The sequence below is a fragment of the Kribbella kalugense genome (assembly GCF_004365875.1).
GTDB lineage: Bacteria > Actinomycetota > Actinomycetes > Propionibacteriales > Kribbellaceae > Kribbella > Kribbella kalugense.
Map to the genome: position 1 here is coordinate 594,607 of NZ_SODF01000003.1, position 25,929 is coordinate 620,535.

Annotated in this window: 25 protein-coding genes and 1 riboswitch; of the genes, 15 read left to right on the forward strand and 10 right to left on the reverse strand. The window is 68.0% G+C overall.

The window, feature by feature from the left end:
- Positions 1-5 precede the first annotated feature (5 nt).
- From EV650_RS34155 to EV650_RS34180, 6 genes are all read left to right on the forward strand, one after another.
- Positions 6-1,157 carry an L-histidine N(alpha)-methyltransferase gene (locus EV650_RS34155; protein ID WP_134123282.1) on the forward strand — a complete coding sequence of 384 codons (1,152 nt, stop codon included), beginning with the start codon at positions 6-8 and terminating at the stop codon, positions 1,155-1,157.
- Positions 1,154-1,726 carry a hypothetical protein gene (locus EV650_RS34160; protein ID WP_134123283.1) on the forward strand — a complete coding sequence of 191 codons (573 nt, stop codon included), beginning with the start codon at positions 1,154-1,156 and terminating at the stop codon, positions 1,724-1,726. The genes EV650_RS34155 and EV650_RS34160 overlap by 4 nt, the downstream gene beginning before the upstream one ends.
- A gap of 126 nt (positions 1,727-1,852) precedes the next feature.
- Positions 1,853-3,874, forward strand: a complete 2,022-nt coding sequence (locus tag EV650_RS34165; protein WP_134123284.1) for a ligand-binding sensor domain-containing protein — start codon at positions 1,853-1,855, stop codon at positions 3,872-3,874.
- 90 nt (positions 3,875-3,964) lie between these two features.
- Complete coding sequence (locus EV650_RS34170; protein WP_134123285.1) at positions 3,965-5,230, forward strand: extracellular solute-binding protein; 1,266 nt, start codon at positions 3,965-3,967, stop codon at positions 5,228-5,230.
- A 110-nt stretch (positions 5,231-5,340) separates the two neighbouring features.
- Positions 5,341-6,156 (forward strand): carbohydrate ABC transporter permease, encoded by an 816-nt coding sequence (locus tag EV650_RS34175; protein ID WP_134123286.1) that lies wholly within the window; start codon positions 5,341-5,343, stop codon positions 6,154-6,156.
- A complete protein-coding gene (locus EV650_RS34180) occupies positions 6,156-7,028 on the forward strand; it encodes a carbohydrate ABC transporter permease (RefSeq protein WP_134123287.1) in 873 nt (290 codons plus the stop codon). The genes EV650_RS34175 and EV650_RS34180 overlap by 1 nt, the downstream gene beginning before the upstream one ends.
- On the opposite strand, the gene EV650_RS34185 is transcribed toward EV650_RS34180, so the two are convergent.
- Entirely contained in the window at positions 7,018-8,106 is a 1,089-nt protein-coding gene (locus tag EV650_RS34185; RefSeq protein WP_134123288.1) for a hypothetical protein, read from the reverse strand. The two genes, EV650_RS34180 and EV650_RS34185, sit on opposite strands and share 11 nt — an antisense overlap.
- A gap of 159 nt (positions 8,107-8,265) precedes the next feature.
- Here EV650_RS34185 and EV650_RS34190 point away from each other — a divergent pair, with 159 nt between their 5' ends.
- Entirely contained in the window at positions 8,266-9,423 is a 1,158-nt protein-coding gene (locus EV650_RS34190) for an AI-2E family transporter (RefSeq protein ID WP_134123289.1), read from the forward strand.
- Here EV650_RS34190 and EV650_RS34195 read toward each other — a convergent pair.
- A complete protein-coding gene (locus tag EV650_RS34195; RefSeq protein ID WP_134123290.1) occupies positions 9,420-10,388 on the reverse strand; it encodes an LLM class flavin-dependent oxidoreductase in 969 nt (322 codons plus the stop codon). The genes EV650_RS34190 and EV650_RS34195 overlap by 4 nt on opposite strands.
- Positions 10,389-10,483: 95 nt before the next feature.
- Between EV650_RS34195 and EV650_RS34200 the strand changes: the two genes are divergently transcribed.
- From EV650_RS34200 to EV650_RS34210, 3 genes are all read left to right on the forward strand, one after another.
- Positions 10,484-11,599: a mandelate racemase/muconate lactonizing enzyme family protein gene (locus tag EV650_RS34200; RefSeq protein WP_134123291.1), complete on the forward strand. Its 1,116-nt coding sequence runs from the start codon at positions 10,484-10,486 to the stop codon at positions 11,597-11,599.
- Positions 11,600-11,609: 10 nt separating this feature from the next.
- Positions 11,610-12,560: a dihydrodipicolinate synthase family protein gene (locus EV650_RS34205; protein WP_134123292.1), complete on the forward strand. Its 951-nt coding sequence runs from the start codon at positions 11,610-11,612 to the stop codon at positions 12,558-12,560.
- A 221-nt stretch (positions 12,561-12,781) separates the two neighbouring features.
- Positions 12,782-14,005 (forward strand): helix-turn-helix domain-containing protein, encoded by a 1,224-nt coding sequence (locus tag EV650_RS34210; protein ID WP_134123293.1) that lies wholly within the window; start codon positions 12,782-12,784, stop codon positions 14,003-14,005.
- Between the two features lie 118 nt (positions 14,006-14,123).
- On the opposite strand, the gene EV650_RS34215 is transcribed toward EV650_RS34210, so the two are convergent.
- From EV650_RS34215 to EV650_RS34235, 5 genes are all read right to left on the reverse strand, one after another.
- On the reverse strand, positions 14,124-15,146 hold the full coding sequence (locus EV650_RS34215) for a zinc-dependent alcohol dehydrogenase family protein (protein ID WP_134123294.1): 1,023 nt from the start codon (positions 15,144-15,146) through the stop codon (positions 14,124-14,126).
- 13 nt (positions 15,147-15,159) lie between these two features.
- Positions 15,160-15,540, reverse strand: a complete 381-nt coding sequence (locus EV650_RS34220; protein WP_134123295.1) for a VOC family protein — start codon at positions 15,538-15,540, stop codon at positions 15,160-15,162.
- 42 nt (positions 15,541-15,582) lie between these two features.
- The gene (locus EV650_RS34225; RefSeq protein WP_134123296.1) at positions 15,583-15,858 is read right to left on the reverse strand and encodes a ubiquitin-like small modifier protein 1; all 276 of its coding nucleotides are present in this window, start codon (positions 15,856-15,858) and stop codon (positions 15,583-15,585) included.
- Positions 15,855-17,114: a threonine synthase gene (thrC, locus tag EV650_RS34230; RefSeq protein WP_134123297.1), complete on the reverse strand. Its 1,260-nt coding sequence runs from the start codon at positions 17,112-17,114 to the stop codon at positions 15,855-15,857. Before thrC ends, EV650_RS34225 begins: the two co-directional genes overlap by 4 nt.
- 13 nt (positions 17,115-17,127) lie before the next feature.
- Positions 17,128-17,271, reverse strand: a riboswitch (SAM riboswitch).
- A 69-nt stretch (positions 17,272-17,340) separates the two neighbouring features.
- Positions 17,341-18,288, reverse strand: coding sequence for a DNA-3-methyladenine glycosylase family protein (locus tag EV650_RS34235; protein WP_238174660.1), 948 nt, complete (start codon positions 18,286-18,288; stop codon positions 17,341-17,343).
- Positions 18,289-18,335: 47 nt separating this feature from the next.
- Here EV650_RS34235 and EV650_RS34240 point away from each other — a divergent pair, with 47 nt between their 5' ends.
- Positions 18,336-18,803 (forward strand): hypothetical protein, encoded by a 468-nt coding sequence (locus EV650_RS34240; RefSeq protein ID WP_134123299.1) that lies wholly within the window; start codon positions 18,336-18,338, stop codon positions 18,801-18,803.
- Here the strand turns inward: EV650_RS34240 and otsB are convergent.
- From otsB to EV650_RS34255, 3 genes are read right to left on the reverse strand one after another with little or no spacing between them, the layout of a single operon-like run.
- Positions 18,769-19,602: a trehalose-phosphatase gene (gene otsB / locus EV650_RS34245; RefSeq protein WP_134123300.1), complete on the reverse strand. Its 834-nt coding sequence runs from the start codon at positions 19,600-19,602 to the stop codon at positions 18,769-18,771. The two genes, EV650_RS34240 and otsB, sit on opposite strands and share 35 nt — an antisense overlap.
- Entirely contained in the window at positions 19,599-20,162 is a 564-nt protein-coding gene (locus EV650_RS34250; RefSeq protein ID WP_238174661.1) for a LytR C-terminal domain-containing protein, read from the reverse strand. The genes otsB and EV650_RS34250 overlap by 4 nt, the downstream gene beginning before the upstream one ends.
- 56 nt (positions 20,163-20,218) lie before the next feature.
- Complete coding sequence (locus EV650_RS34255; protein ID WP_134123302.1) at positions 20,219-20,527, reverse strand: DUF3263 domain-containing protein; 309 nt, start codon at positions 20,525-20,527, stop codon at positions 20,219-20,221.
- Between the two features lie 148 nt (positions 20,528-20,675).
- Between EV650_RS34255 and EV650_RS34260 the strand changes: the two genes are divergently transcribed.
- From EV650_RS34260 to EV650_RS34275, 4 genes are read left to right on the forward strand one after another with little or no spacing between them, the layout of a single operon-like run.
- The gene (locus EV650_RS34260; RefSeq protein ID WP_238174662.1) at positions 20,676-22,079 is read left to right on the forward strand and encodes an amidase; all 1,404 of its coding nucleotides are present in this window, start codon (positions 20,676-20,678) and stop codon (positions 22,077-22,079) included.
- Positions 22,070-23,068, forward strand: a complete 999-nt coding sequence (locus EV650_RS34265) for a Gfo/Idh/MocA family protein (RefSeq protein ID WP_134123304.1) — start codon at positions 22,070-22,072, stop codon at positions 23,066-23,068. The genes EV650_RS34260 and EV650_RS34265 overlap by 10 nt, the downstream gene beginning before the upstream one ends.
- 7 nt (positions 23,069-23,075) lie before the next feature.
- Complete coding sequence (locus EV650_RS34270) at positions 23,076-24,473, forward strand: alpha,alpha-trehalose-phosphate synthase (UDP-forming) (RefSeq protein ID WP_134123305.1); 1,398 nt, start codon at positions 23,076-23,078, stop codon at positions 24,471-24,473.
- Positions 24,460-25,881 (forward strand): FGGY family carbohydrate kinase, encoded by a 1,422-nt coding sequence (locus EV650_RS34275; RefSeq protein ID WP_134123306.1) that lies wholly within the window; start codon positions 24,460-24,462, stop codon positions 25,879-25,881. The genes EV650_RS34270 and EV650_RS34275 overlap by 14 nt, the downstream gene beginning before the upstream one ends.
- Positions 25,882-25,929 lie beyond the last annotated feature (48 nt).

Genomic DNA, 25,929 nt, shown 5'->3' on the forward strand with positions numbered 1-25,929 from the left:
GAGACGTGACGGAGCCGGTGCCTGTGATCCGGAAGCTCGAGCGTGCGCTGGCCGACGACGACTTCGCCTGGTCCCTGCTGCTCGTCGGCGAGGATCAGACCGACAAGCTCGCGACGCTGACCGGCGACCTGCGCGGGCCGTTCTCGGCCTCCGGTGACGGCAAGCAGATCACGTCCGGCTTCTCCTACTGGGGTATCGGCCCGACGATCGCCTGGGCGAACGCCACCAACGACCCGTTCTACCTGGTCATGAAGGCCGGCGCGGAGTCGTTCCTGCGGCACTGGCGCAAGCTCCGCCCGCACGTGGAGAACGGCGGCTTCCACCTGGTCAGCCTCGGGGTCGGCACCGGCGTCAAGGACCGCACGATCCTCAGCGACATGCGCCGGGAGAACCGGGACATGTACTACATCCCGGTCGACATGAGCTCGGAGATGCTGCGGATGGGCACGTTGGAGCCCGTCCGCGGCGCCCGCTTCCCGGCGTCCCAGGTGCTGCCGGTGCAGCTCGACTTCTCGATCGCGGACAACATGGAAGAGCTCGGGCAGATGCTGGGCCGGCTGGTCGGCAAGGACCCGATCCTGTTCACGCTGACCGGCAACACGCTGGCCAACTTCGAAAGTGACGAGGAGCTGCTCAGCACGCTCACTCGGGTACTACGACCGCAGGACCGGCTGCTGCTCGAGGTGGCCAGCACCACCCGGCTGGACCAGGAGACGGCCGACGCCGCCGCGGACGAGTACCACCAGACCCGCGCCTTCGCCGAGTTCGTCACCAGCGCGCTCCGCTACAACACGGACCTGAGAATCGACAACGAGCAGGTCAAGTTCGTCGGTGAGGTCGAGGACGACGACGCGCTGCTGGTGAAGATCCTCTGGCAGAACGCCACCGACAGCGAGATCCGGATGGGCCTGCCCGACCACACCGATGTCGTGCTCCCGGTCGGCGACACGATCCGCCTCTACACCACCCGCAAGTACTCCACCGCCCGGCTGAAGCGCCTGACCGAGGCCTGCAAGCTGACGCCGGTCGAGGCGATCCAGTCCCAGTTCCGGTACACCCGCCGACCGAACCCGTTCGGTCTGGAGCTGCTGCTGCTGGCACCAGAGGCGGCCGGCGAGAGCGCACACAGCCTCGCCGACGACATCTGGGCAACATGACCCGTCCGACCTGGCGGACTGTCGTCAGCGTGGTGACGTACGGGCTGCTCGGATTGGCGTTCGTGCTCGGTGTGATCTGGTTCTTCTGGCCGGGCAACTCCCGCTGGGAGCCGGCCGTCAACTCGCTCACCCTGGTCGCCGGGCTGAGCGGCATCTTCGTCGAGCGGCTGACCGCCGAGGCAGAGCGGCGTACCGAGGTACTGCGCGCTGTGGCGGACGAGCTGCACGAGAACACCAGGCTGCTCAACGACGAACGCTTCTCGCCGGACGCACCGACCAGCCGGCAGGTGTACCCACGGCTGGTCGTGTCCGCGGTCGACCTCGCACTGGTGTCCGGCGCACTCGGACTGCACCGCGACGCCGACCTGGTCGGGCTGCTGCACCGCTGGCGGGACACCGTGCACCTGTTCAACCGGCGGCTCGACCTGACCGAGATCAGCACGTTCTCGAACACGATCTCGGCGGCCGAACTGACCGCCTTCCACCGCGCCCTGCACCGCGAGAACAGCTACTTCGCCGCCACCCGCGAGATGCTGCAGAACCTGCTCGCCAAGATCCCGCAGGCTTAAGGCCGAGGCCGAAACGGCTGCTTCTTCTGCCAGAAGTGGCAAATTGTGCCGAGTGGTTGACTTCGTGATGCCGTCAGAGCTTCACTTTCGGACAGGACCGTAAATACGGCACCCCGGAGGCATCGCATGCGATCAGCCCGCTCGCTCATCGCGGTGGCACTCGCCGCCGTACTCGTCACGACCCTGACCACTCCCGCTGCCCAGGCCGGTCACAACCCGCCGACAGCGACCCTGACCTCGCTCGGCGTACCGCTGTCCGACGTACTGCTCATCGGCGGCACCGTCGCGCCCGGCCCGAACGGCAAGACCGCGATCTGGAACGTGTCCAGTGGAAGTCCGGCGTACCTGAACGCCATCGACCCGGCCACCGGCGACAGCCTGCTGTCCACGGCGCTGCCCGGCGCGGACGGAAGCTACGCGGTGGCCGCCGCGCCGGACGGCACGATCTACGCCGGCACCTACAACAACGGCCACCTGTACCGGTTGAAGCCGGGCGCGACCACCGCCGAGGACCTGGGCCGACCGCTGGCATCCGAGACGTTCATCCTGCGGATCACCGTCGACGAGCAGGGCAACGTGTACGGCGGTACGTACCCGCACGGGCGGGTGTTCAGCTACGACCACGCGACCGGCGCGGTCCGCGACTACGGCACGATCAAGGCCGGCCAGGGGTATGTGAAGAGCATCGACTACGGGAACGGCAAGCTCTACACCGGCACCGAGCCGGACGCGTACTTCCAGGAGATCGATGTGGCCAGCGGCGCGGTCACCGAGATCCCGGCGCCGCCGACGATGGGCGACCCGAAGGACAAGGTCGTCTACGACCTGAACGTCCGCGGCGGCCGCGTGTACACCCGGGTCAGTACGGCGTTCCCGGGCCCGATGTACGTCTGGGACATCGCATCCCGGACCTGGGTCGACGAGATCCAGAACGAGCACGGCCTGGACATCTCGCCGATCGGCGCGGACGGCTCGCTGTACATGATCCAGGCGAGTGAGCTGAAGAAGTACGACCCGGCCACCAAGACCCTGACCGGCACCGGCCTGACCTTCACCGGCCGGATCCAGAACGCCCGCTCCATCGGGTACGCCGACCTGGACCTGCCCGACTACCCCGGGACCAGCGTGGTCGGCACGCTCTGGCGCGGCGAGGAGTTCCGCTACAACCCGCAGACCGGCAAGTCCGAGATCTTCCAGACGAAGGTACGGCGGGAGCCGATCGAGATCCTGTCCGTCGCCGGCGGCAAGGACAACATCTACGCGGGCGGCTTCCTCAACGGCGGTGTGTCCGTCGTCAACCCGACCACCGGAGCGACGACGTTCAACCGGTTCTCCCAGGTCGAGGCGCTGATGGAGGGCTCCGACGGCAAACTGTGGATCGGCGCCTACCCCGAGGCCCGGCTCTACGACTACGACCTCAGTAAGCCTTGGAGCAGCCCGGAGTACTCCCCCGGACCGCCCGGTACGCCGGACAACCCGGTCCAGGCGCTCAACCTCAAACCGGACCTGCTGCAGACCCGCGCCCGCGCGCTGGCCGAGGTCAACGGCAAGATCGCGGTCGGCACGGTCCCCGACGGCGACCGGCTCGGCGGCGCGCTGGTCATCTACGACCCGAAGACCAACACCGCGGAGAAGTACCGGAACGTGGTCCAGGACGAGTCCGTCTTCGGCCTGACCGCCCACTGCGGCATCGTGTACGGCGGCACGTCGATCGCCGGCGGGCTGACCACCACACCGCCGACCCGGGAAGCGGGCACAGTATTCGCGTGGGACGTGGCAGGAAAGAAGAAGCTCTGGGAAACCGTGCCGGTAGCCGGTGCGGCGACGGTCTCGTCCGTCACGATCGGGCCGGACGGCCTGCTCTGGGGCGTGGCCGGCAAGACGGTGTTCGCGCTCTCTCCGGGCAACGGCAAGCTGAAGAAGTCCTTCACGCTCGGTACGACGACCTCCAGCGGCGACATCGTGGCCACCTCGGAGGCTGTTTACGTGAGCATCGACCTGAACAAGATCTACCGGATCGCGCCCGGGGCGAAGTCGGTCCCGACGCTGTTCGTCCAGCACGCCCACCGGCGGCTGGGCGTCCGCGGAGATCACCAGCTGCTGATGACCAGTGGCTCCGAGCTGTTCCGGATTGATATCAGCCGTTGACAGCAGAAATTCACCCCGGCTAGTTTCGGTCCTGACCGTTATTCGGTGAAACAACTTCCGGCCCTGACTTCCGGACACCCTGGGGGTGCGATGAAAGCCACCGTCCGCCGCATCGCGGCACCACTCACGGCGCTCGTGCTCGCCGCTGCGCTCAGTTCTTGCGGCGGCGGCGACTCGGGCTCGTCCGACGCGAAGAAGAGCGTCACGCTCTGGATGTACCCGGTGATCGCCGACCAGGCGACCAGCGACACCTACTGGAAGAAGGTCGAGACCGACTTCGAGGCGGCCAACTCCGGGATCGACCTGAAGCTGGAGATGCAGCCCTGGGCGAACCGCGAGGAGAAGGTGGCGGCAGCGTTCTCCGGCAAGAAGGGTCCGGACGTCCTGCTGATGATCCCGGACCAGATCCCGCAGTACGTCAAGAGCGGCTCGCTGGAGCCGATCGACGACGTGGTCACGCCGGAGAAGGACAAGTTCCTGCCGGCCGCGGTCCCCGGTCTGACCGTCGACGGCAAGATCTACGGCGTACCGATCTACCACACGGTCACGACGACGATGTACAACAAGACCGTCCTGACCAAGGCCGGGATCGCGACGCCGCCGGAGACCTGGGACGAGATCAAGGCGGCCGCGCCGAAGCTCAAGGCGGCCGGGTTCTCCACGCTGGACTACTCGGCCTCGCCGGAGGCGACGCTGAACCTGAACTACTACCCGCTGCTCTGGCAGGCCGGCGGCAAGGTGTTCGCCGACGACGGGAAGTCGGTGGCGTTCAACCAGGCTCCGGGCGTGGAGGCGTTGACCTTCCTGAAGTCGCTGTGGGACGAGGGTGCGATCCCGAAGTCCGCACTGACCGCGGGCAACGTGGTCGCCGACTCGCCGTTCGGCAAGGGTCAGGTCGCGATGGCGATGACCAGCGTGCCGGCCGACGTGGCCACCGTGTCGAAGACCTGGGGCGCGGCGAACGTCGAGATCGGTACGCCGCTGACCGGCAAGAAGCAGGTCGGGTACGGGATCCCTGGCGGTCTGGTGATGAATGCCGCCTCGGAGAACACCGACGCGGCGAAGAAGTTCCTGTCGTTCATGATGCAGCCGGCCCAGCTGGACGGGCTCAGCAAGGCGTCCGGGTTCTACTCGCCGCGCAACGACGCCAAGTCGGAGTCGACCGACCCGACCGTGGCGAAGTTCCACGACGCCCTGCAGTACGCCGTACCGGGTGAGGCGAACCCGTCGGCGCGTCAGGTGATGTCGCTCCTGAGCACCGAGATCCAGGCGGTGCTGACCGGTAAGAAGCAGCCTCAGCAAGCCCTCGACGACGCGGCCAAACAGGCCAACGACCTCCTGTCGAGACAACGTTGACCGAGGCACGCCAGGTGCCGGGCACGGGTCGGGCGGGACCCGTGTCCGGTCAGTTCAGGCGGCGCGGGACGCTCCGGCGTCCTTGGATCGGGCTGTTGTTCGTCGCCCCGATGCTGGTGCTCTTCTTGGTGTTCCGGTTCCTGCCGGCGATCGGCGCACTGCTGCTCTCGCTGACCGACTACCGGCTCAGCGGGAAGTGGGACTTCATTGCCCTCGACAACTACACGCGATTGCTGTCGGACAGCGTGTTCCACGAGGCGCTGCTGGTCACGGTCACGTACACGGTGATCTTCGTACCGCTGACGGTCCTGCTCTCGCTCGGTACCGCCGTACTGCTGCATCAGGTGGTGTGGAATCGCGGGTTCTTCCGGGGGATCTTCTTCCTGCCGTACGTGACCAGCATCGTGCTGGCCGCGGTGATCTGGAAATGGATCTACGACGCGCAGGACGGCCTGCTGAACGCCGTACTCGGGCTGGTGAACATTGGGCCGATCGACTTCCTCAGTCAGTCCAGCACCGTGCTGCCGTCGATCGCGGTCACGTCGGCCTGGAAGGGCTTCGGCTACTCGATGCTGATCCTGCTGGCCGGACTGCAGGCCGTGCCGAAGTCGTACCTCGAGGCGGCGATGATCGACGGGGCCGGGACGTGGCAGCGGTTCCGGTACGTGACGCTGCCGCAGCTGCGGCCGGTGCTGTTCTTCGTGCTGGTGATCGAGACCATCGGCGCGTTCCAGGTCTTCGACGCGATGTACGTGATGACCGGCGGCGGGCCGGTGCGATCCAGCTACTCGCTCGTGTACTTCCTGTACGACAGCGGTTTCAAGTACTTCGACTTCGGCTACGCCAGCGCGATCGGTCTGGTGCTGTTCCTGATCGTGCTGATCGTCTCGCTCGTGCAGCGCCGGCTCGTCGGGAGGGACGACTGATGGCTCAGGTACTCGACCGGCCTCCGGTCCGGCCGGTCGTGGAGACCCCGACGGCAGGACGGCGTACGGCGGCCCGCCTGACGTTGCCGACCTTGCTGACGCTGACCGCGATCGTGACGATCGTGCCGTTCGCCGCGATGGTGCTGGTGGCGTTCGCGCCGCCGAGCGGGCAGACGTTCCCGGGTGCGCTGAATCCGGCGAACTTCACACTGGAGAACTTCCGGACCGTCTTGTCGAGCTCGGACATCCCACGCTGGACGGTGAACTCGCTGATCTACTCGCTGGTGTCGGTCGCCTGCGTGCTGCTGTTCGCGTCGATGGCCGGGTATGCCTTCGCGAAGAAGAAGTTCCCGGGCCGAGATCTGATGTTCTGGGCGTTCCTGGCGACGCTGATGGTGCCGTTCCAGGCGACGCTGATCCCGTCGTACATCCTGGTCGCGCGGCTGGACTGGGTGGACAGCTTCTGGGGCCTCATCGTGCCGACGCTGGCGAACTCGCAGGCCGTGTTCCTGATGCGCCAGTTCATCCTGCAACTCCCCGACGAACTCTTCGAGGCCGCCGAGATCGACGGCGCCGGCGAGTGGCGCATCTTCACCACGATCGTGTTGCCACTGATCCGCCCGGTCCTGGCCACACTCGGCATCTTCGTCTTCCTCTGGCACTGGAACGACTTCCTCTGGCCGCTCGTCATCGGCCAGTCCGGCAAGATGCAAACCCTGACCGTCGGCCTAGCCACGCTGCAGACCCAAGCCGTCCCCATCAACCAAATCATGGCCGGCGCCACCATCACCGTCGTACCAAGCCTGCTCGTCTTCGGCCTACTCCAGCGCTACCTAACCGACTCCATCGCAATGTCCGGCCTCAAGGCCTGACCACACCGCCACGTGCTGCGGTGGCTCGGTATTCGCTGACTGGGTGGTAGCGGTCGTAGAGCATGGTCAGGGTGGTGACCAGGAAGACGAAGAAGAGGGTGTCTGGCAGGGACAGGGCGCCGTTGCCGCGGGTCAGTAGTAGGTCGGCGATGAACACCAGGGCGATGTTGATCACCAGTAGGACACCGAACGAGAGCGCCGTGGAGTCCCACCCGTAGCCGCGTCTTGCGCTCCACAGACCGATCGCGGAGTTCAGCACCACGAAGAAGGCGATGCCGAGGAAGAGCCTGAGGTCACTGGTCTGTACGCCGGGCAGCACCCGCCCGTAGATCACGCTGATCAGCCCGATCAGGACGATCTTCTCGAACGCCGCGAGGTCGAGGACCCGGTTGTGCGCGGCGCGGTACGCCATCCGCTCGCTGGCCTCGTCCATCTCCACCGGCAACGGGTCCGCGCGCAGCCGCAACGGCCAGTCGGGCGGCCGGATCCGCGGCCGGACCACGAACCACAGGACCGCCGCGAGTACCAGCAGCGCCACGATCAGCGCGGGCAGGAACCACGGTACGTCGCGGATCGCGTCGGTCAGATCGAACTGCAGGATGTGGATCCAGGTCTCCTGCGGCAGCTTGATGAAGATCCAGATCCCGGCCGCGATCTGCACCCAGAACCGGAATCCGTAGCGCAGCGGGTTCCGCCGGGCGCGCACGCCCTCGTACGCGATGAAGAAGTATTCGAACGTGTTCGGGAACACCAGCAGCAGGAACCGCAGACCGGTGAGCTCGAACAGCACCACGCCGATCTGGCGGTAGAAGAACAGGAACCGGCTGACCCGGACAGCTGCCGGGTTGCTCCAGTTGCGCAGGCTCGCGAGGTAGGCGATGGACAGGTAGAACACGTCCATCGCCTTGTCGTAGCTCTGGTAGTTCGGCGGATCGACGCCGAAAAGCTGAAAGATCGTCTGGTCCACGCCGTCCAGCAGCAGACACGCGAGGATCGCCGGCAGCGGGTACTTCAGGATCAGGAACGGCAGCACGAAGCGCGCCAGTACGACGCCCCAGAACACCACCTGGACGTCCATCCGCACCCCCTGTCCGCCTCAGGCTACGACCGCAACCGCCGTACGGGTCACCCTTTGCGTACGACGCGCGCCGCTGCCTCCTCCGGGACGCGTGATGCCGCCCGGCGCGATGTCGGCGATGTTCGAAACCCAGATCCAGCACGAAGGGGAGGTACGCCGATGCCCGACTCCCCTGACACCCGACCGCCGGACACCCCGCCACCAGACACCCCGCCGCCGGCCGATCCGTCGCCGGTGGACGCTGTCGACGTTCCACCGGATCCCCTCCCGGCGGACGAGGCTCAGGTAGCGTCGTGGTCGCTTCCGCGGGGTGTTGTCGTCCTGCTGGGGATGGCGGGTGCGATTATCACCGCGGCCGGACTGCATGGGTTCTCGAGCATCGCCGGACCGGTCTTTCTCGCGTTGATCCTCACCATCGCGGTCAGTCCGCTGCGCCGGTTCCTGATCCGGCGCGGCGTCCGTACCTGGATCGCCGCCCTGATCGCCCTCGTGGTGGTGATCGCTCTCCTGCTCGGGTTGGCCGCCGCCCTGGCCCTTTCCATCGCACGGCTTGCAACGCTGCTGCCGACGTACCAGGGCACGTTCGGGCAGATCATCAACGACGTACGCGGCTGGCTGGCACACCGCGGCATCGGCAACCAGGAGATCCAGCGCGTCCTGCAGGCGCTCGACCTCGGCAAGGCGCTCGGGATCCTCCAGGGCTGGCTGACGAAGCTGCTCGGGGTGTTCTCCGACCTCGGCTTCATCGTAATTCTGCTGTTCTTCATGGGCATGGACGCCAACGGCTTCACCACGCGCCTGACCGAGGCGGCGAAGGACCGCCCCGGGGTCGCCAGCGCACTGACCGGCTTCGCGCGCGGTACGACGCGGTACCTGGTCGTCTCGAGCATCTTCGGACTGATCGTCGCGGTGGTGGACGTCGGGGTGCTCTACCTGCTCAGCATCCCGCTGCCGTGGTTGTGGGGGCTGCTCGCCTTCATCACGAACTACATCCCGAACATCGGATTCGTCATCGGCGTCGTCCCGCCGGCGCTGCTCGGCCTGCTCGACAGCGGCTGGGAGACGCTGGTGTGGGTGATCATCGCGTACTGCGTCATCAACTTCGTCTTCCAGTCGATCATCCAACCGAAGATCGTCGGCGACGCGGTCGGCATGTCCACCACGCTGACCTTCCTGTCCCTCGTCTTCTGGGGCTGGGTCCTGGGCCCACTCGGCGCAATCCTCGCCATCCCCCTCTCCCTCCTGGCCAAAGCCCTCCTCCTGGACGCCGACCCCACCACCCGCTGGGTCAACGGCCTGATCTCAGGCGACGACTAGCTCAGCAGTTCGCCGAAGGATTCGATGGCTTTTAGGGCTTCTGATTGGGGCATGCCGGGGGGTTGGATGCGGAGGATGAGGCCGTCGGCGCCCATTGCCTCGTAGTGGGCTATGCGGTCGGCGCATTCGGCTGGGGAGCCGATGACGCTGCGGTTGACGATGTCGTCCCAGCCTTGGGTGTAGCGGCTGGCGTCGGCCGACGTGCGTTTCCAGCCGGTGTAAGCGTCGTACAGGTCGCGCAACGGCTCCTCCAGCGCGGCGCGGGCGTCGTGAGACGTGGGAGCGCAGAAGCCTTCCCGGCAGACGATCACCTCGGCGCCGAGCGTGCCCTCGCCGCGTGGATACGACCGGTACTCAGCGATCTTCGCAGGCAAGTCGGAGTCCAGTTCGTTGAACGACGTGGTCCAGCCGTCACACATCCGCGCAGTGCGCTCGAGCATCGCGGAGACCCGCCCGCCGTTCCACAGCTTCGGCCGCGGGTCCTGCACCGGACGCGGCGACAGGAACGCGTCCTGAATGCTGGTGAACTTCCCCTCGTACGTCACCTCGTCGGACGTCCACAGCCGCGTCAGGATCTCCAGCCCCTCCTCGAACCGCGCGACCCGCTCCCGCTGCGTCACGCCGTACAGCGCGAACTCCTCCGGCCGATACCCGAGCACGAACCCCGCGGTCAGCCGCCCACCCGACAGTACGTCGATATGCGCCAAAGTCTCCGCGAGTACGACGGGGTCGTACAACGGCGCCACGATCCCCGCGGTCGCGATCCCGATCCGGGACGTGTGCGCGGCCAGCCAGGTCAGCGACGTCAGGATCTCGTGGTACCCGGGCCGGTGCAGGTGCCGTTCGCCGAGCACGACCCAGTCGAATCCGGCCTGCTCGGCGAGCTGCGCCTGCTCGACCGCGTCCGCCAGCCGGGGCCGCTCGTCCGGGGTGCCGTAGAGGTTCAGATAGAGACCCAGCCGCATCGGGGTGCCACCTTCCGTTGACAGAGAGCGCTCAGGGTATTTACGGTCTTGACCGTAAATGCTTTTTGCTCAGATTACGACCCTAGGAGCCGGTTATGAGTCTCGCAGCACAACCGGCGGGGTTGCCGGACGGGGGATCGGCCCCGATCAGCGCGATCAAGACCCGCGTGGTCAGCGCGCGGTACCGACGGCCGTTCCAGATCAGCAGTGGGGTCAGCACCGAGCTGATCAGCCTGGTGGTCGAGGTGCACACCGCGGACGGCGCCATCGGGATCGGCGAGACGTCGCCGATGACGGCGTACACCGGTGAGACGCTGGCCGGCGTCCAGGCGGCGATCGAGGAGTACCTCGCGCCGGCTCTGATCGGCCGCGACCCGCTCGACCGGGCCGGGGCGCACGTGGTGATGGACGCCGTACTCCGCGGCCAGCAGGTCGCCAAGTCCGGCCTCGATATCGCCCTCTACGACCTCGCCGGCCGACTGAGCGGCTGGCCGGTGCACGCGATCCTCGGCGGCAGCGTCCGCGACCGCGTCCAGACCACATGGGTGGTCGGCCTCGGCACGCTCGACGAGATGGCCGCCGAGGCAGCGGAGTACGCCGATCGCGGCTTCCGGCACCTGAAGGTCAAGGGCGGTCAGGACCCGGCCAAGGACCTCGAGCTGATCCGCGCCGTCCGCGCAGCGATCCCCGCCGACGCCGAGCTGTGCCTGGACGCCAACGAGGGGTACGACGCAACCACGGCCCTCCCGTACCTCGCCAAGATGACCGCCGCCGGTCTGACCCTGCTGGAGCAGCCGCTCCCCCGCTGGGACCTGGCCGGGCTGGTGCGGCTGCGGGAGCGTCTCGACGTCCGCGTGATGGTCGACGAGAGCATGCACTCGCTGCACGACGCCATGGAGATCGCGCGTCGCGGTGCGGCCGACGTACTCAACATCAAGATCCTCAAGGTCGGTGGGCTGCACCGCGCCCTCCAGATCGCGAACGTGGCCGAGGCTGCCGGGCTGGCGGTGAAGGTAGGCTCGATGCCGGAGCTGGGCGTGGCCACGCTGGCCGCCGTACACCTGGCCGCTGCCGTGCCGGGCGCGACCGTCGCGGCCGACCTGGTGGGGCCGCTGATGGTCGACGAGGACCCGCTGGCGCCGAGTGTGTTCGCCGACTGCGACGGCTGGATCGACGTACCGCAGGGTCCCGGTCTCGGGCACGAGGTCTGAGGAGGTCAGCATGCACTCACTTGTCGAACGACTACGCGGCACACTGCTCCCCGCGGTCGTCACGCCGATGGACTCCGATGGGGTCATCGCGTACGACGCTTTGACTCAGTACGCCGGTGTGCTGACGACGCAGTCCGTCGGTGGGGTCGCGGTGTGGGCTCACACCGGGCGGGGGCTCTATCTGACTCCGGCCGACCGTACGAAGGTGTTGGAGACGTGGCGGGCGGCGACCGACGTACCGATCGTCGCGGGTGTCGGCGTACCGAAGGCTTCTGACGCGCAGTCGCTGCAGGAGGCTGCTGACGCGACGGTGGAGATGGCCCTGGCTGCGGCGGCGGGTGGGGCCGATGCGGTCATGGTCTATCCGCTGGCTGCGCTCGGCGACCTGCCGGACGGGGACGCGCAGGCGGTGGCGTTGCACGAGCGGGTGGCGGCGGAGAGTGGGCTGCCTCTGGTCGGCTTCTATCTGCACGGCGAGGCTGGTGGGTATCCGTACTCGCCTTCGCTGATACGAGAACTGTTGTCGTTGGACGCGATGCTCGGGGTGAAGACGGCGACGCTGGATCGCGCGATCGGATGCCAGGACGCCATCTGGGCGGGCCGTGGGACCGGGAAGCTGCTGATCACCGGCGAGGACCGGATGTACGGGCCGTCGTTCATGTGGGGTGCGGACACGGCGCTGGTCGGGATCGCGTCGGCGCAGGTCGAGCTGTCGGCCGCCGTACTGCGGACTTGGACGGCCGGGGACCACTCCGGCTTCCTGGCCGCGTCCGACCGGCTGGACCGGTTTGCGGCGGCGACGTTCTACGCGCCGATCGAGGGATACGTGCAGCGGATGCTGTGGGCAGCCGAATGGGAGGGCCTGGTGCCGGCCGAGGCCGCGCACGATCCCTACGGTCCTGACCTGCCGCCGAGCGAACGCGACCTGGTGATCCGCTGCCTCGAAGAGCTCCACCACTAGGCAGTGAGGTGGCGCGCTCCCTCCTACGCTCCACCACACCGCCACCGTCGCAAGACCGCCCGAAGGGTGGCGGTAATTGTGGTCTTGACCGAAACTAGGAGAGTGAGACCTGAACGTCAAGAGCCCAGGGCTCCGCTGCGCTATTCTGCGAGTTGAGGGCCAGACCAGAAGTCGTCGGAGGATGCCGTGAGGATCAGCTCAGCTCTGCGCTTGGTGATCTGATGACTCTGTCGGTCGGCGTGGTGGGGCCGGAGGACCTGGTTCAGCGCGTGACCGCGGTCGGGGCGCCGAGCGGGACCAATCTGATCCCGCTGCCGTACCGGCACGAGACCGAAGCGGTCGAGCTGGTCGAGCAGTCGCACTCGAATGTCGACGCGTTCCTGTTCACCGGTGTGGTCCCGTACACGATCGCGACCGAGGCCGGCGTGATCGACCGGCCGGCGATGTACGTCTCGTACGACGGCGCGACGCTGCTGCGGGCGCTCGTCGAGCTGCTGCGGCTCGGGCACAACGTCACCCAGTTCTCGATCGACACGTTGCGCCGGTCCGAGGTGATGGAGACGCTGATCGAGGCGAAGCTGCCGACCGACCGGATCCATGTGCTGCCGTACCGGCCGGGGCTGACGTCGGACGACATCGTCGCGTTCCACCGCACTGCGCGCGAGAAGCACGACACGAAGGTCGCGATCAGCTGCCTGGGTTCGGCCTTCCACCTGATCGAGAACGAGATGCCGTCGGTCCGGCTCGCACCCTCGCGCTACTCGATCCGCTCCACCCTGCAGGCGCTGGTGCTCACGACCACCGGCCAGCATGTCGGCGACGCGCAGGTCGCGCTCGGGGTCATCGATCTGCCGGAGCCGGACGACGCTCTGGCCGCGGACCTCATCACCCTCGGCGGCAGTCTGGCCGCGCTTCCCGACGGGCGGCTGCTGGTCGTCACCACCCGAGGGCTGTTGGAGCAGGCCACCGAACAGTTCTCCCGGATGCCCTTGCTCGACCACCTCGCGGCTCGGCACAGCACGGCGTACGTCGGTTTCGGCGTCGGCCGTACGGCGGCAGAGGCCGAGGCGCTCGCCCGTCGAGCCGTCGGTCGCGCCAAGTCGATCGGGTCGGTCGCCGGTGTCGTGTCCATGTCCGACGACGTCGAGATCGTCATCGAGCCGAGCGGCGAGCAGCCCACGGCGGCTCGCGGTACGGAAAGCCTTCCGTTGCTGGCCCGCCGGGTCGGCCTCAACACCCAAACCCTCGCCCGCATGCGAGAGCTCACCGCCACCCTCCCCGACGGCCTCACCACCCAAGACGTAGCCGACCACCTGGCCGTCCAACTCCGCACCGCCCGCCGAGTCCTCAAACGCCTGGAACGCGCCGGCCTAGCCGCCCCCACCGGCACCCAACAACACGGCCGAACCGGCCGCCCACCCACGGTCTACCTGATCCGCCTGTAAACGCAGTCCGTCCCACGCGCGGCGAGCAACTGGTGTCGGACCTGCACGCATGCAGAACCCCCCTCGGGCGGCGCTAGCTGCCCGGAAAACGGGGGTTCTGCATGCGTGGCGGTCCGCTCTACGGCTTGATAATGGTGACGCCGGGGGTGGTGCCGTTGGAGAGCGCAGCTAGGGCGGCTGGAGTCTCGTCGAGGGTGATCGTTCGGGTGATCAGATCCGCCGGCTTGAGGTTGCCTTGGGCAACGAGCTGCAGCATTTCGGGGTAGGCGTGGGCGGGCATGCCGTGGCTGCCCAGCCATTGGAGTTCTTGGCCGATGAGGCGGCTGACGTCGAGTTGTACGCCGGACGGTAGGAGGCCGACCTGGAGGTGGCGGCCTCGGGGGCGTAGGGATTGCAGGGCTTGCTGGACGATGTCGTTGGAGCCGAGGGCATCCATCGTCACGTGGGCACCGCCTGCGGTGAGGTCGCGGATCTCTTGGACTGTGTCCGGGGACGCCCACAGGGTTTCCGTGGCACCGTACGAGCGAGCCAGTTTCAGCGCGGACGGGTTGGTGTCGACCGCGATCACCCGGGCGCCGAGGTCCGCGGCGATCATCACCGCGGAGAGGCCGACGCCGCCGCAGCCGAAGATCGCGACCGACTCGCCGGCGGTGACCTGGCCGACCTGGCGGATCGCGCGGAACGCCGTGGCGAAGCGGCAGCCGAGGCCTGCAGCGGTGGCGAAGTCCAGTTCGTCCGGCAGTCGCACCAAATTGACCTGCGCATACGGCACGGCGACGTACTCGGCGAACGAACCCCAGTAGGTGAAGCCGGGCTGCTCCTGACGAAGGCAGACCTGCTGGTTGCCCTCCAAGCACTGCTCACACGAACCACACGCGCAGATGAACGGCGTCGTGACCCGATCGCCGACCTGCCAACCCGTCACCCCGGCGCCGACCGCGGCGATCGTCCCGGCCAGCTCGTGGCCCGGCACATGCGGCAGCACGATGTCCGCGTCATGCCCCATCCACCCGTGCCAGTCGCTCCGACACAACCCGGTCGCCTCAACCTTCAGGACGACCGCGCCAGCCGCCGGCGAAGGCTCCGGAACATCCCGTACGACGGGCACAACGCCGTACTCCTCAACCACGACAGCACGCATTCCAGCAGCCTAGTCAGCCGACGCAGAACTCGTTGCCTTCGGGATCGAGCATGACGATATGGCCGAGTTCCGGGCCGTAGAAGTCCTCGCGGACCTGGGTCGCGCCGAGCTCCACCAACGCGGCCGCCTTCGAGCGCATCCGCTCCGCCGACTCGGCCGTGCGCAGACCGGGTCCGGCCACTCGGATGTCGAGGTGCAGCCGGTTCTTCGCGGTCTTCGGCTCGGGTACCCGAGCGAAGCCGATCGCCGGCCCGACGTCGTCGGGGTCGATGATGCTGGATCCGTCCGGGTCGTCGAAGCCGGGCTCGATCACGTAGTCCAGTGCGGCCGCCCAGAAGCGCGCGAGGCGCTGTGGGTCGGCCGCATCCGCACCGATGGTCCATTTGGTCGCCATGCAGGCGACAGTAGTGCGTATTCCGGACGATCTCCGGCCGGATCAGCCGCCGGCGACCGCGGGGATGATGGAGACCTGGCCGCCGTCCTTGATCGCGGTCTGGAGGCCTTCGGCGAAGCGTACGTCGTCATCGTCGACGTACACGTTCACGAACCGGCGCAGTTCGCCCGACTCGTCCAGCACGCGGCCCTTGATCCCCGGGTACGACGTGTCGAGCGAGTCGAGCACCTCCGTCAGCGTCGAGCCCTCGGCGGACACTTCGGACACGCCCTGGGTGTACGGACGCAGGATGGTCGGGACGCGAACGCTCACACTCACTGCAGGCCTGCCTTCACGAAGGCGTCGTACGACGCGGGGATGGTCACCTTTGGGCCGACCCGGTCGGCCACGGCGTCGAGCGTCTTCAGCCCGTCGCCGGAGTTGATGATGACGGTCTCGGCCTCGGGGTCGAGCTGGCCGGTCGCGATCAGCTTCTTCAGCGTCGCCACCGTCACCCCGCCCGCGGTCTCACCGAAGATGCCCTCGGTCCGGGCCAGCAACTGGATGCCCTCGATGACTTCCTCGTCGCTGACATCCTCGATCGCTCCGCCGGTACGCCGGGCCACGTCGAGGACATAGGGTCCGTCAGCGGGGTTGCCGATCGCGAGCGACTTGGCGATCGTGTCCGGCTTCACCGGCTTGACCACGTCGTGTCCGTCGCGGAACGCCTGTGCGACGGGCGAGCAGCCGGTCGCCTGAGCGCCGTACACCTTGTAGTCGGTCGCGTCGACCAGGCCGAGCTTGCCGAGTTCGGTGAAGCCCTTGTCGATCTTGGTCAGCTGGGATCCGGACGCAACCGGGATGACGATCTGCTGCGGCAGCCGCCAGCCGAGCTGTTCGGCGATCTCGAAGGCCAGGGTCTTGGAGCCTTCGGAGTAGTACGGGCGGACGTTGACGTTGACGAACGCCCAGCCCTCCTCCTCACCGGCGATCTCCGAGGCCAGCTTGTTCACGTCGTCGTAGTTGCCCTCGACCGCGACCAGGGTCCCGCCGTACACGGCGGTGGTGATCACCTTCGGGCGCTCGAGGTCGTGCGGGATGAAGACGACCGAGCGGATGCCGGCCCGAGCGGCGGCCGCGGCGACGGCGTTGGCCAGGTTGCCGGTGGAGGGGCAGGCGAAGACCTTCATGCCGAGCTCGCGGGTGGCGCTCAGGGCGCTTGCCACGACCCGGTCCTTGAAGGAGTGGGTCGGGTTGCCGGAGTCGTCCTTCACCCAGAGCTTGCGGAGGCCGAGCTCGCGGGCCAGGTTCTGCGCGTCGACGAGCCGGGTGTAGCCGGGCTCGGTGTTCGGATAGCTGGCCACGTCGACCGGGACGGGCAGCAGTGGCTGGTAGCGCCAGATGTTCTTCGGACCGGCCTCGATCTGCTCGCGGGTGATGGTCGGGTACTCGTATCCGACCTCGAGCGGACCGAAACACTCCATACAGGCGTAGAACGGACCGAGCGGCGACTTCGCCCCACAGGCGCGACAGCTCAGGTGCGTACCGTTGCCGAAGGCACCTTCACGGATCGTGTGGGTGGCGGTCAGGCTCATGAGTGAGGTTCCCCTCTCATCTTCCCCGCGAACACCGGATCTCGGCGGCGGGACGGATTTGGCACCGGTCCACCGCGAGACGCCCCGGGCGGGGGCTCGACGGGGAGGGTTGCCGGGACTTCAACGGGCCGTTTCCCTCAGTCCCTCTGGATGAGCTCCCCCGAGATTACCCAATCGGGTCCATATTGTGTCTTGTGATCCCACCATCCGAGATGAGCGATCTCAGTTAGCGCAGGCGGTGCGTGGCGCCTGGGGTGTGCGTAGGCAGCGACTTGCGGGGGCCGTAGCGGGGGTGGGCGATGCCGGTCAGTTCGAGTAGTCGTTGCACCCGGAAGCGGTGGCCGCGGTACGGCTCGATCAGTTCGGCACAGCCGTCGTCGTCGAGTTCCTCGCCGATCAGGGCGTACGAGACGTTGCGGGACACGTGATAGTCCGCGAACGAGAACGCATCCGCGTCCCCATGCGCCCGCTGCCGTACTTCGGCCGCCGTCCACACCCCGACTCCCGGGAGCGACCGCAACCGTCGCTCGATCTCGTCCGAGTCGGTGAGCTCGAGCGTCCGCTCCAAGGCCTTGGCCCGCGTCGCCGCCGTCAGCACGACCCGCGACCGCCTGCCCTCGACCCCGGCCCGCAGCCACTGCCAGGACGGGATCTGCCGCCACTCCTCGGGCGCCGGCGGCACCATCATCTGCCGCCCGTCCGGACTCCCCGGCCCCGGCGCCGGCTCGCCGTACTCACGCAGCAGCACCCGCCACGCCCGGAACGCCTCCTTGCCGGTGACGACCTGCTCGATCCCCGCGGCCGCCATCGCCTCGAACACCGCCCGCGTCCGCGGCACCCGCACATCCGGGAACCGCCGCGCCGCATCCACCAGCGCCCGATGCTCCGGCAACGGCTCGAACCCGTCCCAGCTGTCCTTCTCCCCCAGTAACTCCGGCACCCCGTCGAGCGCCCACTCCGCCCCCGGTCCCCAAGCCTCCGCCTCCACACCCCCGGCGTACGGCGTCAACCGCAAGAGCACCGCCCCCTCCGGAGTCCGCGTAGCCCGCCAGACGGTCCGCCGCCCCGCGTCGAACACATACGCCGGATCCCCAGGCCCCTTCCGCAACCCACCAATCACCGAATGCGGATCCACCACCCGCCCAGCCCGCCAAACCCGCACCACCGAACTCACCCGCACAGTCTTACCCACCCCGCCGACAGAACCACATACTGAGCCTTATGAGCGGATGGCAGTGGGTGAAGGTGGTGGGGAACTTCCTCAACCTGTCCACGGTTGCCGGCTTGTTCGTGGGGGTGCTGGGGCGGGCGACGTTCAGTCGGGGGCCGCGGGGGTTGTTTTTTGCTAATGGGTACAAGTTGGGGTTTCCGGTGGCGGGGGCGTTCACGATCGGGAACGTCATCCTGAGCAAGAATCCGCGGGCGTACTTCGAGGATGCGGCGCTGGTTCGGCATGAGGAGCGGCATTCGTGGCAGTACTTCTGTTTGATCGGGCTGCCGATGTTGCCGTTGTACGTCGTCGGCGTGGTGATCTCGTTCCTGCTGACTGGCGATCCGGCGTCGCGGAATCCGTTCGAGCGGCTGGCCAACCTCAAGGAGGGCGGGTACGTCGAGCGTCCGATCCAGCCGATCGGTAAGACCGTGACGCAGGCGTTCAGCGTGCTGAGATCGCGTCCGAAAGGGCCGTGAGGACGGTCACCACACCGGCCGGGTCGTCGACCACGATGTCTGCGGCCTCGATCAGCTCGGTCGCGTTGGACGAGCGAGTGGCCAGCAGTACGGCGTTCAGCCCGGACGCACGCAGTTCCTCGATCGCCCGGAACGCGGCCAGGTCGCCCAGGTCATCACCGGCGTACAGGACTGATCGGGCCCCGGTCGACTCGATCAGGCGGCGGAGGGCAACGCCTTTATCGATACCCGGCGGGCGGAGTTCGAGGACCAGGTTGCCCGGCTCCAGGCGCAGCTCGGTCGACGCGGCCAGCTCGGTCAGCGGCGTACGCAGACGCTCCCACGCGCCGGCCGGGTCGGCCAGCCGCCGCGTGTGCACGGCCAGTGAGCTCTCTTTGTCCTCCACGAACGCGTCCGGTACGCCGGCCACGCTGAGGATCTCCGGCAGCCGGGAACGTGCCTCCGCAATGCCCGCCGGCACCGGATCGCTGGTGATCATCCCGGTCGACGCGTCCCACTGCTCCAGGCCGTAGTGCCCGAGTACGACGAGATGCTCGAGGCCGGGGTGCCCGCTGACGCCGGACAGCTCGGTCGCGACCAGCGCCGGGCGACCCGTGACGATCGCCACCTGCTTGACGGATTTCGCCAGCCGGGCCAGTGCGTCCAGGGCGCCCTCTTGCGGCCGGGATCGGGCCGGGTCCTCGACCAGCGGCGAGAGGACGCCGTCGAAGTCGGACGCGATGGCCGCGGTGGCCGGATCGGCGACAATCGCTTCCCAACCGGCGCGGCCGGCGTCGGTCTCGATCACCGGAGTACTCATCCCGCGTAGTCCGAGGTGAGGATCACGGTCAGGCGATCCTTCTTCATGTTGTCCAGCGCGCCGGTGGTCCGGCCGATGCCGAGGTCGCGGGCCAGCTGGTTGGCGGCCTCGAGCATGCCCGGCGGGTAGTAGACGCTGCTGGTGGCAACCTTGCCGTGCCAGTTGTCCGGCGAACCGGACACCGTCCAGCCCGCCTGCCGCGCCCGGCCCGCGACCGAGTCGGCCAGACCCTTGCGAAGGGTGTTGTTGTAGACCTCGATCGCCGGCCGTTCCTCGGCCGGGATCGTCACCGGCTGAGTCGCAGGCGGCTGAGTAGGTTGCGTAGTGGTCGCAGGAGGCTCAGTCGGCGCCTTCGAAGGCGTCACTGACGGCGGTGTCTTCGACTCAGACGGCCGCGGGATGCTCGCGGCGATCGTCGACGGCCCGGAAGACGGTTCGGACGACGGTTTGCTGCTCGGCTTCGGCGTACTAGCGCCAGAAGGTTCCTCGGCCTTGCTGTCGTGCCCCCGTGTCCCGAACAGCACCAGCAGGCCGGCCACGATCGCGACAACGGCAGCCACGGCGACGAGGGAAGACAGGACTTGCCCTTGGTCGCCACGGGGGCGGCGGGACATGGTCAGACCTCGATACCCAGTCGGCGTGCGGAACGGGCGCGCTGACGGGCGGCGCGCAGCCGGCGCAGCCGCTTCACCAGCAGCGGGTCGTGGGCGAGGGCCTCGGGCCGGTCGATGAGCGCGTTCAGGACCTGGTAGTACCGGGTCGCCGACATCTGGAACTGGTCCCGGATCGCCTGCTCCTTGGCCCCGGCGTACTTCCACCAGTGCCGCTCGAAGGCAAGGATCAACCCGTCGCGCTCCGAGAGTCCGGCAATGGCCGGCGGCGCAGCTTCGGCGGGGCCGGAAGAGCTGGCGTTGGCGCTGTCCATCTGCTGGTGACTCCTGTGCGGTCGGTGATCGTCCGTCCGCGCTCCACTGTACGTGTTGAACAACAGCGATGTCATTCACCGGCAGAGCGACACGGAGCGTGTCGTCGGCGGACGGCCGGACAGGGTCAACTCTGGCAGGATCGTCCACGTGAGCTCAACTGCAACCAGCATGGCGCTGGTGGACGAGCTGCAGGCCCGGATTCGTGAGGTGGACCCGCTGGTCAACGCCATCTGCACGCCCAACCCCGCCGCTCTCACCGATGCCGCCCGCCTCGACACCGAGCGTGACGACGGGCGTGTTCGCGGCCCGCTGCACGGCGTACCGATCCTGGTCAAGGACAACATCGACACCGCGGATCTGCCGACCACGGCCGGTTCGCTGGCGCTGGCCGACCAGCCACCGCCGCCGGACGACGCCCCGCTGGTACGACGGCTGCGCGAGGCGGGCTGCGTCATCCTGGGCAAGACCAACCTGAGCGAGTGGGCCAACTTCCGTGGCTCGGCGTCCTCCTCCGGCTGGAGCGCGTATGGCGGGCTGACCCGGAACCCGTACGCCCTGAACCGGTCGGCCGGCGGCTCCTCGAGCGGCTCCGGCGCTGCGGTCGCGGCCGGACTGGCGGAGTACGCGATCGGTACCGAGACCAACGGCTCGATCGTCTGCCCGGCCGCGCTGAACGGCATCGTCGGCCTGAAGCCCACCGTCGGGCTGATTCCGCAGCAGGGCATCGTTCCGATCTCGCACTCGCAGGACACCGCCGGCCCGATGACCAAAACGGTCGAACAAGCGGCTGCGCTCCTGAGTGTCCTGACCGGCGGCCAGACGGACTACCCCGAGGCCTGCCGGGGGACGGACCTCAGCAACGTGCGGATCGGCGTACCGCGTGGTCCGCTGTGGGGCTACTCGACCGGGCTGGACCAGGTCACCGAACACGCGCTGGAGCTCCTGAGTAGGTGTGGAGCCACGCTGGTCGACCAGCTGTCGCTGCCGACACCTGGTGGGGACGAGGACCAGTTGCAGGTGCTGGCCCACGAGCTGAAGGTCGACATGGCGGCGTACCTGGCCAGTCGAGTGCCGGGCGGCCCGCGGACGCTGGACGACCTGATCGCGTTCAACAAGGCGCATGCGTCCGAAGAGCTGCAGTGGTTCGGCCAGGAGCTGTTCGAGCGGGCAGCGGCCACAGAGGGCCTGGGTGCCCCGGTGTACGTCGCTGCACGGCTGACTGCGCTGCGGGCCGGGCGGGACGGGATCGACAACCTGCTCCGCGACAACCAGCTCGACGCCCTGATCAGTCCGTCGTACTCCCCGGCCTGGGCCATCGACCTGGTGAACGGCGATCACGTGCTCGGCAGCTCGTCGTCGCACGCCGCCCTGGCCGGGTATCCGCTGCTCTCGGTGCCGTCCGGAACGGTCTCCGGACTGCCGGTCGGAGTCACCTTCAGTGGTACGGCGCGGAGTGAGGTCACGCTCATTCGCTTGGCTCACGCCTTCGAAACGGCGAGAATCGCAGCAGACGGACCGTTCCCGACCCCGGAGTTAACCCAGTGGGTATAGATCGCGTCAGATGGGGCATCGTTGCTACCGGCAACATCTCGACCCAGTTCACCCGTGATCTGGAGCTGGTGGACGACGCCGTCGCGACCGCGGTCTCGTCCCGGTCGCAGGTCGGCGCGGACAAGTTCGCGGCCGAGTTCGGCGTCCCCCACGCGTACGACGACTACCGCCGGCTGATCGATTCCGGTGAGGTCGACGTGATCTACATCGGTACACCGCACCCGCAGCACTACGCGATCGCGCGGACCGCGTTGCAGGCCGGCATCGCCGTACTGTGCGAGAAGCCGGTCACGCTCACCGCCAAGCAGGCCCGGGACCTGATCGCGGTGGCGACCGAGCACAAGACCTTGTTCGCCGAGGCGATGTGGATGCGGACCAACCCGGTGATCCAGGCCGTCTTCAAGGACCTGGACAGCGGCGTGATCGGCGAGCCGCAGCAGGTGGTCGCGGACTTCGCCTTCTACAAGCCCGATCTGCCAGCCCGGCTGCTCGACCCGGCCCTTGGCGGCGGCTCGCTGATGGACGGCGGCATCTACCCGATGACGTTCGCCTACATGGCGCTGGGCCGTCCGGCCGAGGTGAAGGCGGTCGGCTCGCTCAACGAAGACGGCATCGACCTGAACGTCGCGATGGCCTGGCGGTACGACTCCGGCGCGGTCGCCGCGCTCACCTGCGGTCTGCGGTCGCAGAACCCGTGGGTCGCCTCGATCAGCGGTCCGGAGGGCAGTTTGCAGCTGCCGCATCGCTTCCATCATCCCGAGTACTACCTGCGTACGACCGCTGCTGGGGTGGAGCGGATCGACGTACCGACGCATGGCCGTGGGTACCACTACGAAGCAACGGCAGTGATGCAATCGCTGCGGGCGGGGCTGGTCGAAGTACCTGTGCTGCCGCATGCCGCCACCCTCGAGATTCTCGACCTGCTCGACGAGACCCGGAGCCAGATCGGGGTCCGGTACCCCGGTGACGACGACGACCTGAGTGGATGACGCTGACATGCCGAACGGTAGGAGTTCCTTCGTAGTGGTGGCCAACCGGCTGCCGGTCGACCGGATCGAGATGCCCGACGGCAGTACGGCGTGGCGGCGTAGTCCAGGCGGACTCGTCACCGCACTGGCACCGGTCATGCAGGGCCACCACGGTGCCTGGATCGGCTGGACTGGGAGCGCCGACGAGAAGCTGGATCCGTTCGACAACGACGGCATGCACCTGGTCCCGGTGATGCTGTCGGCCGAGGACGTGCAGCTGTACTACGAAGGTTTCTCGAACGCGACCCTGTGGCCGCTGTACCACGACGTGATCGTGGCGCCGGAGTTCCACCGCGAGTGGTGGGAGTCGTACGTCGCGGTGAACCGCCGGTTCGCGGAGGCCGCTGCAGAGGCCGCCGATGACAACGCGGACGTCTGGGTGCACGACTACCAGCTGCAGCTCGTCCCGGCGATGCTGCGGCGGCTGCGTCCCGATGTACGGATCGGGTTCTTCCTGCACATCCCGTTCCCGCCGACCGAACTGTTCGCGCAGATGCCGTGGCGGCGGCAGATCCTGGACGGGCTGATGGGCGCGGACCTGGTCGGCTTCCAAAGACCTGGGGCCGCCTCCAACTTCGCCCGGCTGGCCCGCAACCGGATGGGCCTGCGGACCCGCGGCGACCGCATCCACCTGCCGGACGACCGGATCGTCCGCGCGAAGGCGTTCCCGATCTCGATCGACGTCAACGAGCTGGAGAGCCTGGCCCGGCAGCCGGAGACCACAGCCCGCGCGGCCGAGATGCGGCAGGAGGTCGGCAACCCGACCCACATCCTGCTCGGCGTCGACCGGCTCGACTACACCAAGGGCATCCGGCAACGGCTGCGGGCGTTCGGCGAACTCCTGGACGAGAAGCGGATCTCGGTCGACGACGCCGTCTTCATCCAGGTGGCGACGCCGTCCCGCGAGCGGGTCGAGCAGTACCGCGTACTGCGCGACGAGATCGAGCTGCTGGTCGGCCGGATCAACGGTGAGCACGGCCGGATCGGTACGCCGGCGATCAACTACCTGCACACGACGTACTCGCGGACCGAGATGGCCGCGCTGCTCCGGGCCGCGGACGTGGCCGTGGTGACACCGCTGCGGGACGGCATGAACCTGGTCGCGAAGGAGTACGTGTCGACCCGGTACGACGACACCGGCGCGCTGGTGCTGAGCGAATTCGCCGGCGCGGCGGACGAGTTCCGGCAGGCGTTCCTGGTGAACCCGCACGACATCAACGGGATGAAGGACACGATCGTCGACGCGATGAACACCGACGAACGCCAGCTCGGCCGCCGGATGAAGGCGATGCGTAAACACCTCGCCGCGCACGACGTGAACGTCTGGGCCCAGTCCTTCCTCAAGGCCCTGCATGACGACGACTGACGGGCACATCCTTGCCCTTGACCTCGGTACGTCGTCCGCCCGTGGACTCGTGCTGTCGGCTGCGGACGCGTCGCCGATCCCGGGTGCGTTGGCCCGGCACAAGATCGCACCGACGTACGGCGCGGATGGGTCCGCGACGCTCGACCTGCACGAGTACGTCGAAGGACTGCTCGGTTGCCTGGACGAGCTGCAGCAGAACGGTCATCTCGATGACATCGGCGCGATCGTGCTCTCCTCGCAGTGGCATTCGATAGTTGCCCTCGACTCTTCGGGCGGCGCGCTGACCCCGGTGATCACCTGGGCCGACACCCGTTCCGTTGATCTTGACCTCGGCCCGTCGTTCGACGAGCGCGCATTCCACGCTCGTACCGGCGCCTGGTTGCACCGGCTTTACTGGACCCGCCGGATCCCGTGGTTGTTGTCGACCGCTTCCCCTTCTGCGTTCGCGGGGCTGCCCGATCTCGTGCTGGAACGGCTGACGGGTGAGCGGGTGACCTCGGTATCGGTCGCTTCCGGGACCGGCACGCTCGACCTGACCAGCGGTGGGTACGACGACGAGGCGCTCGAGATCGCCGGCGTACGGGCTGACCGGTTGCCGTCGATCGTGCCGACCGGGTGGACCGGCGCGCTGTCGAAGGAGTACGCCCGGCGCTGGCCCGGGCTGGTCGGCGTACCCGTGCATCCGCCGACGGGTGACGGGGCCGCGTCGAACGTGGGGACGGGTGGGTATGACTCGGGGACTGCGGCGGTGACGGTCGGGACGTCAGCCGCCGTACGGGTGGTACATCCGATCGACGACGCGCCTGAGCTGCCGTGGGAGCTGTGGCGCTACCGGGTCGACGACAAACGAGCGGTGACCGGGATGGCGTTCTCGGCCGCTGGGAACCTGCACGCGTGGCTGACCGGGGTACTGCGGTTGGAATCTGCCGAGCCAGAGGGTGTCGAGATCGGGGCGTCGCATGCGGTCGCGATCCCGTTCATGGCCGGCACGAGGCCCCCGGCGAACGTGCCCAGCGGGTCCGGGGTGTACTTCGGTCTGTCGTTCGACGACACGTCCGCCGATCTGCTCGCTGCGGCGCTGCAAGGTGCGTCGCTGGAGATCGATCGTGGGCTGCGCATCCTCGACTCGCTCTTCGGCCGCGAGCTGGAGGTCGTGCTCGGCGGCGGTGGGATCGACGCGTCGCACTGGTGGCGCCGCTGCTTGACGGCCACGTTTGCCCGGCCCACCACAGTGTGCGCGGAGCCCGAGGTCGGCGCCCGAGGCGCGGCCGCCGTGGCTCTCGGGTTGTCCCCAGCGCCTGGTGGCGAGCACCTCACACCGGTCCCCGCCGAGGTGTCCCGCGTCGCCGACCTCCGCACGCGCTACGAAGCCCTGCGGGAACTCGCCATACAGGCATCGGCCATCTAGTTCGGCAGCTCGACAGTAGGTGTGGGCTCGGTCGGCTGATCGCCACGC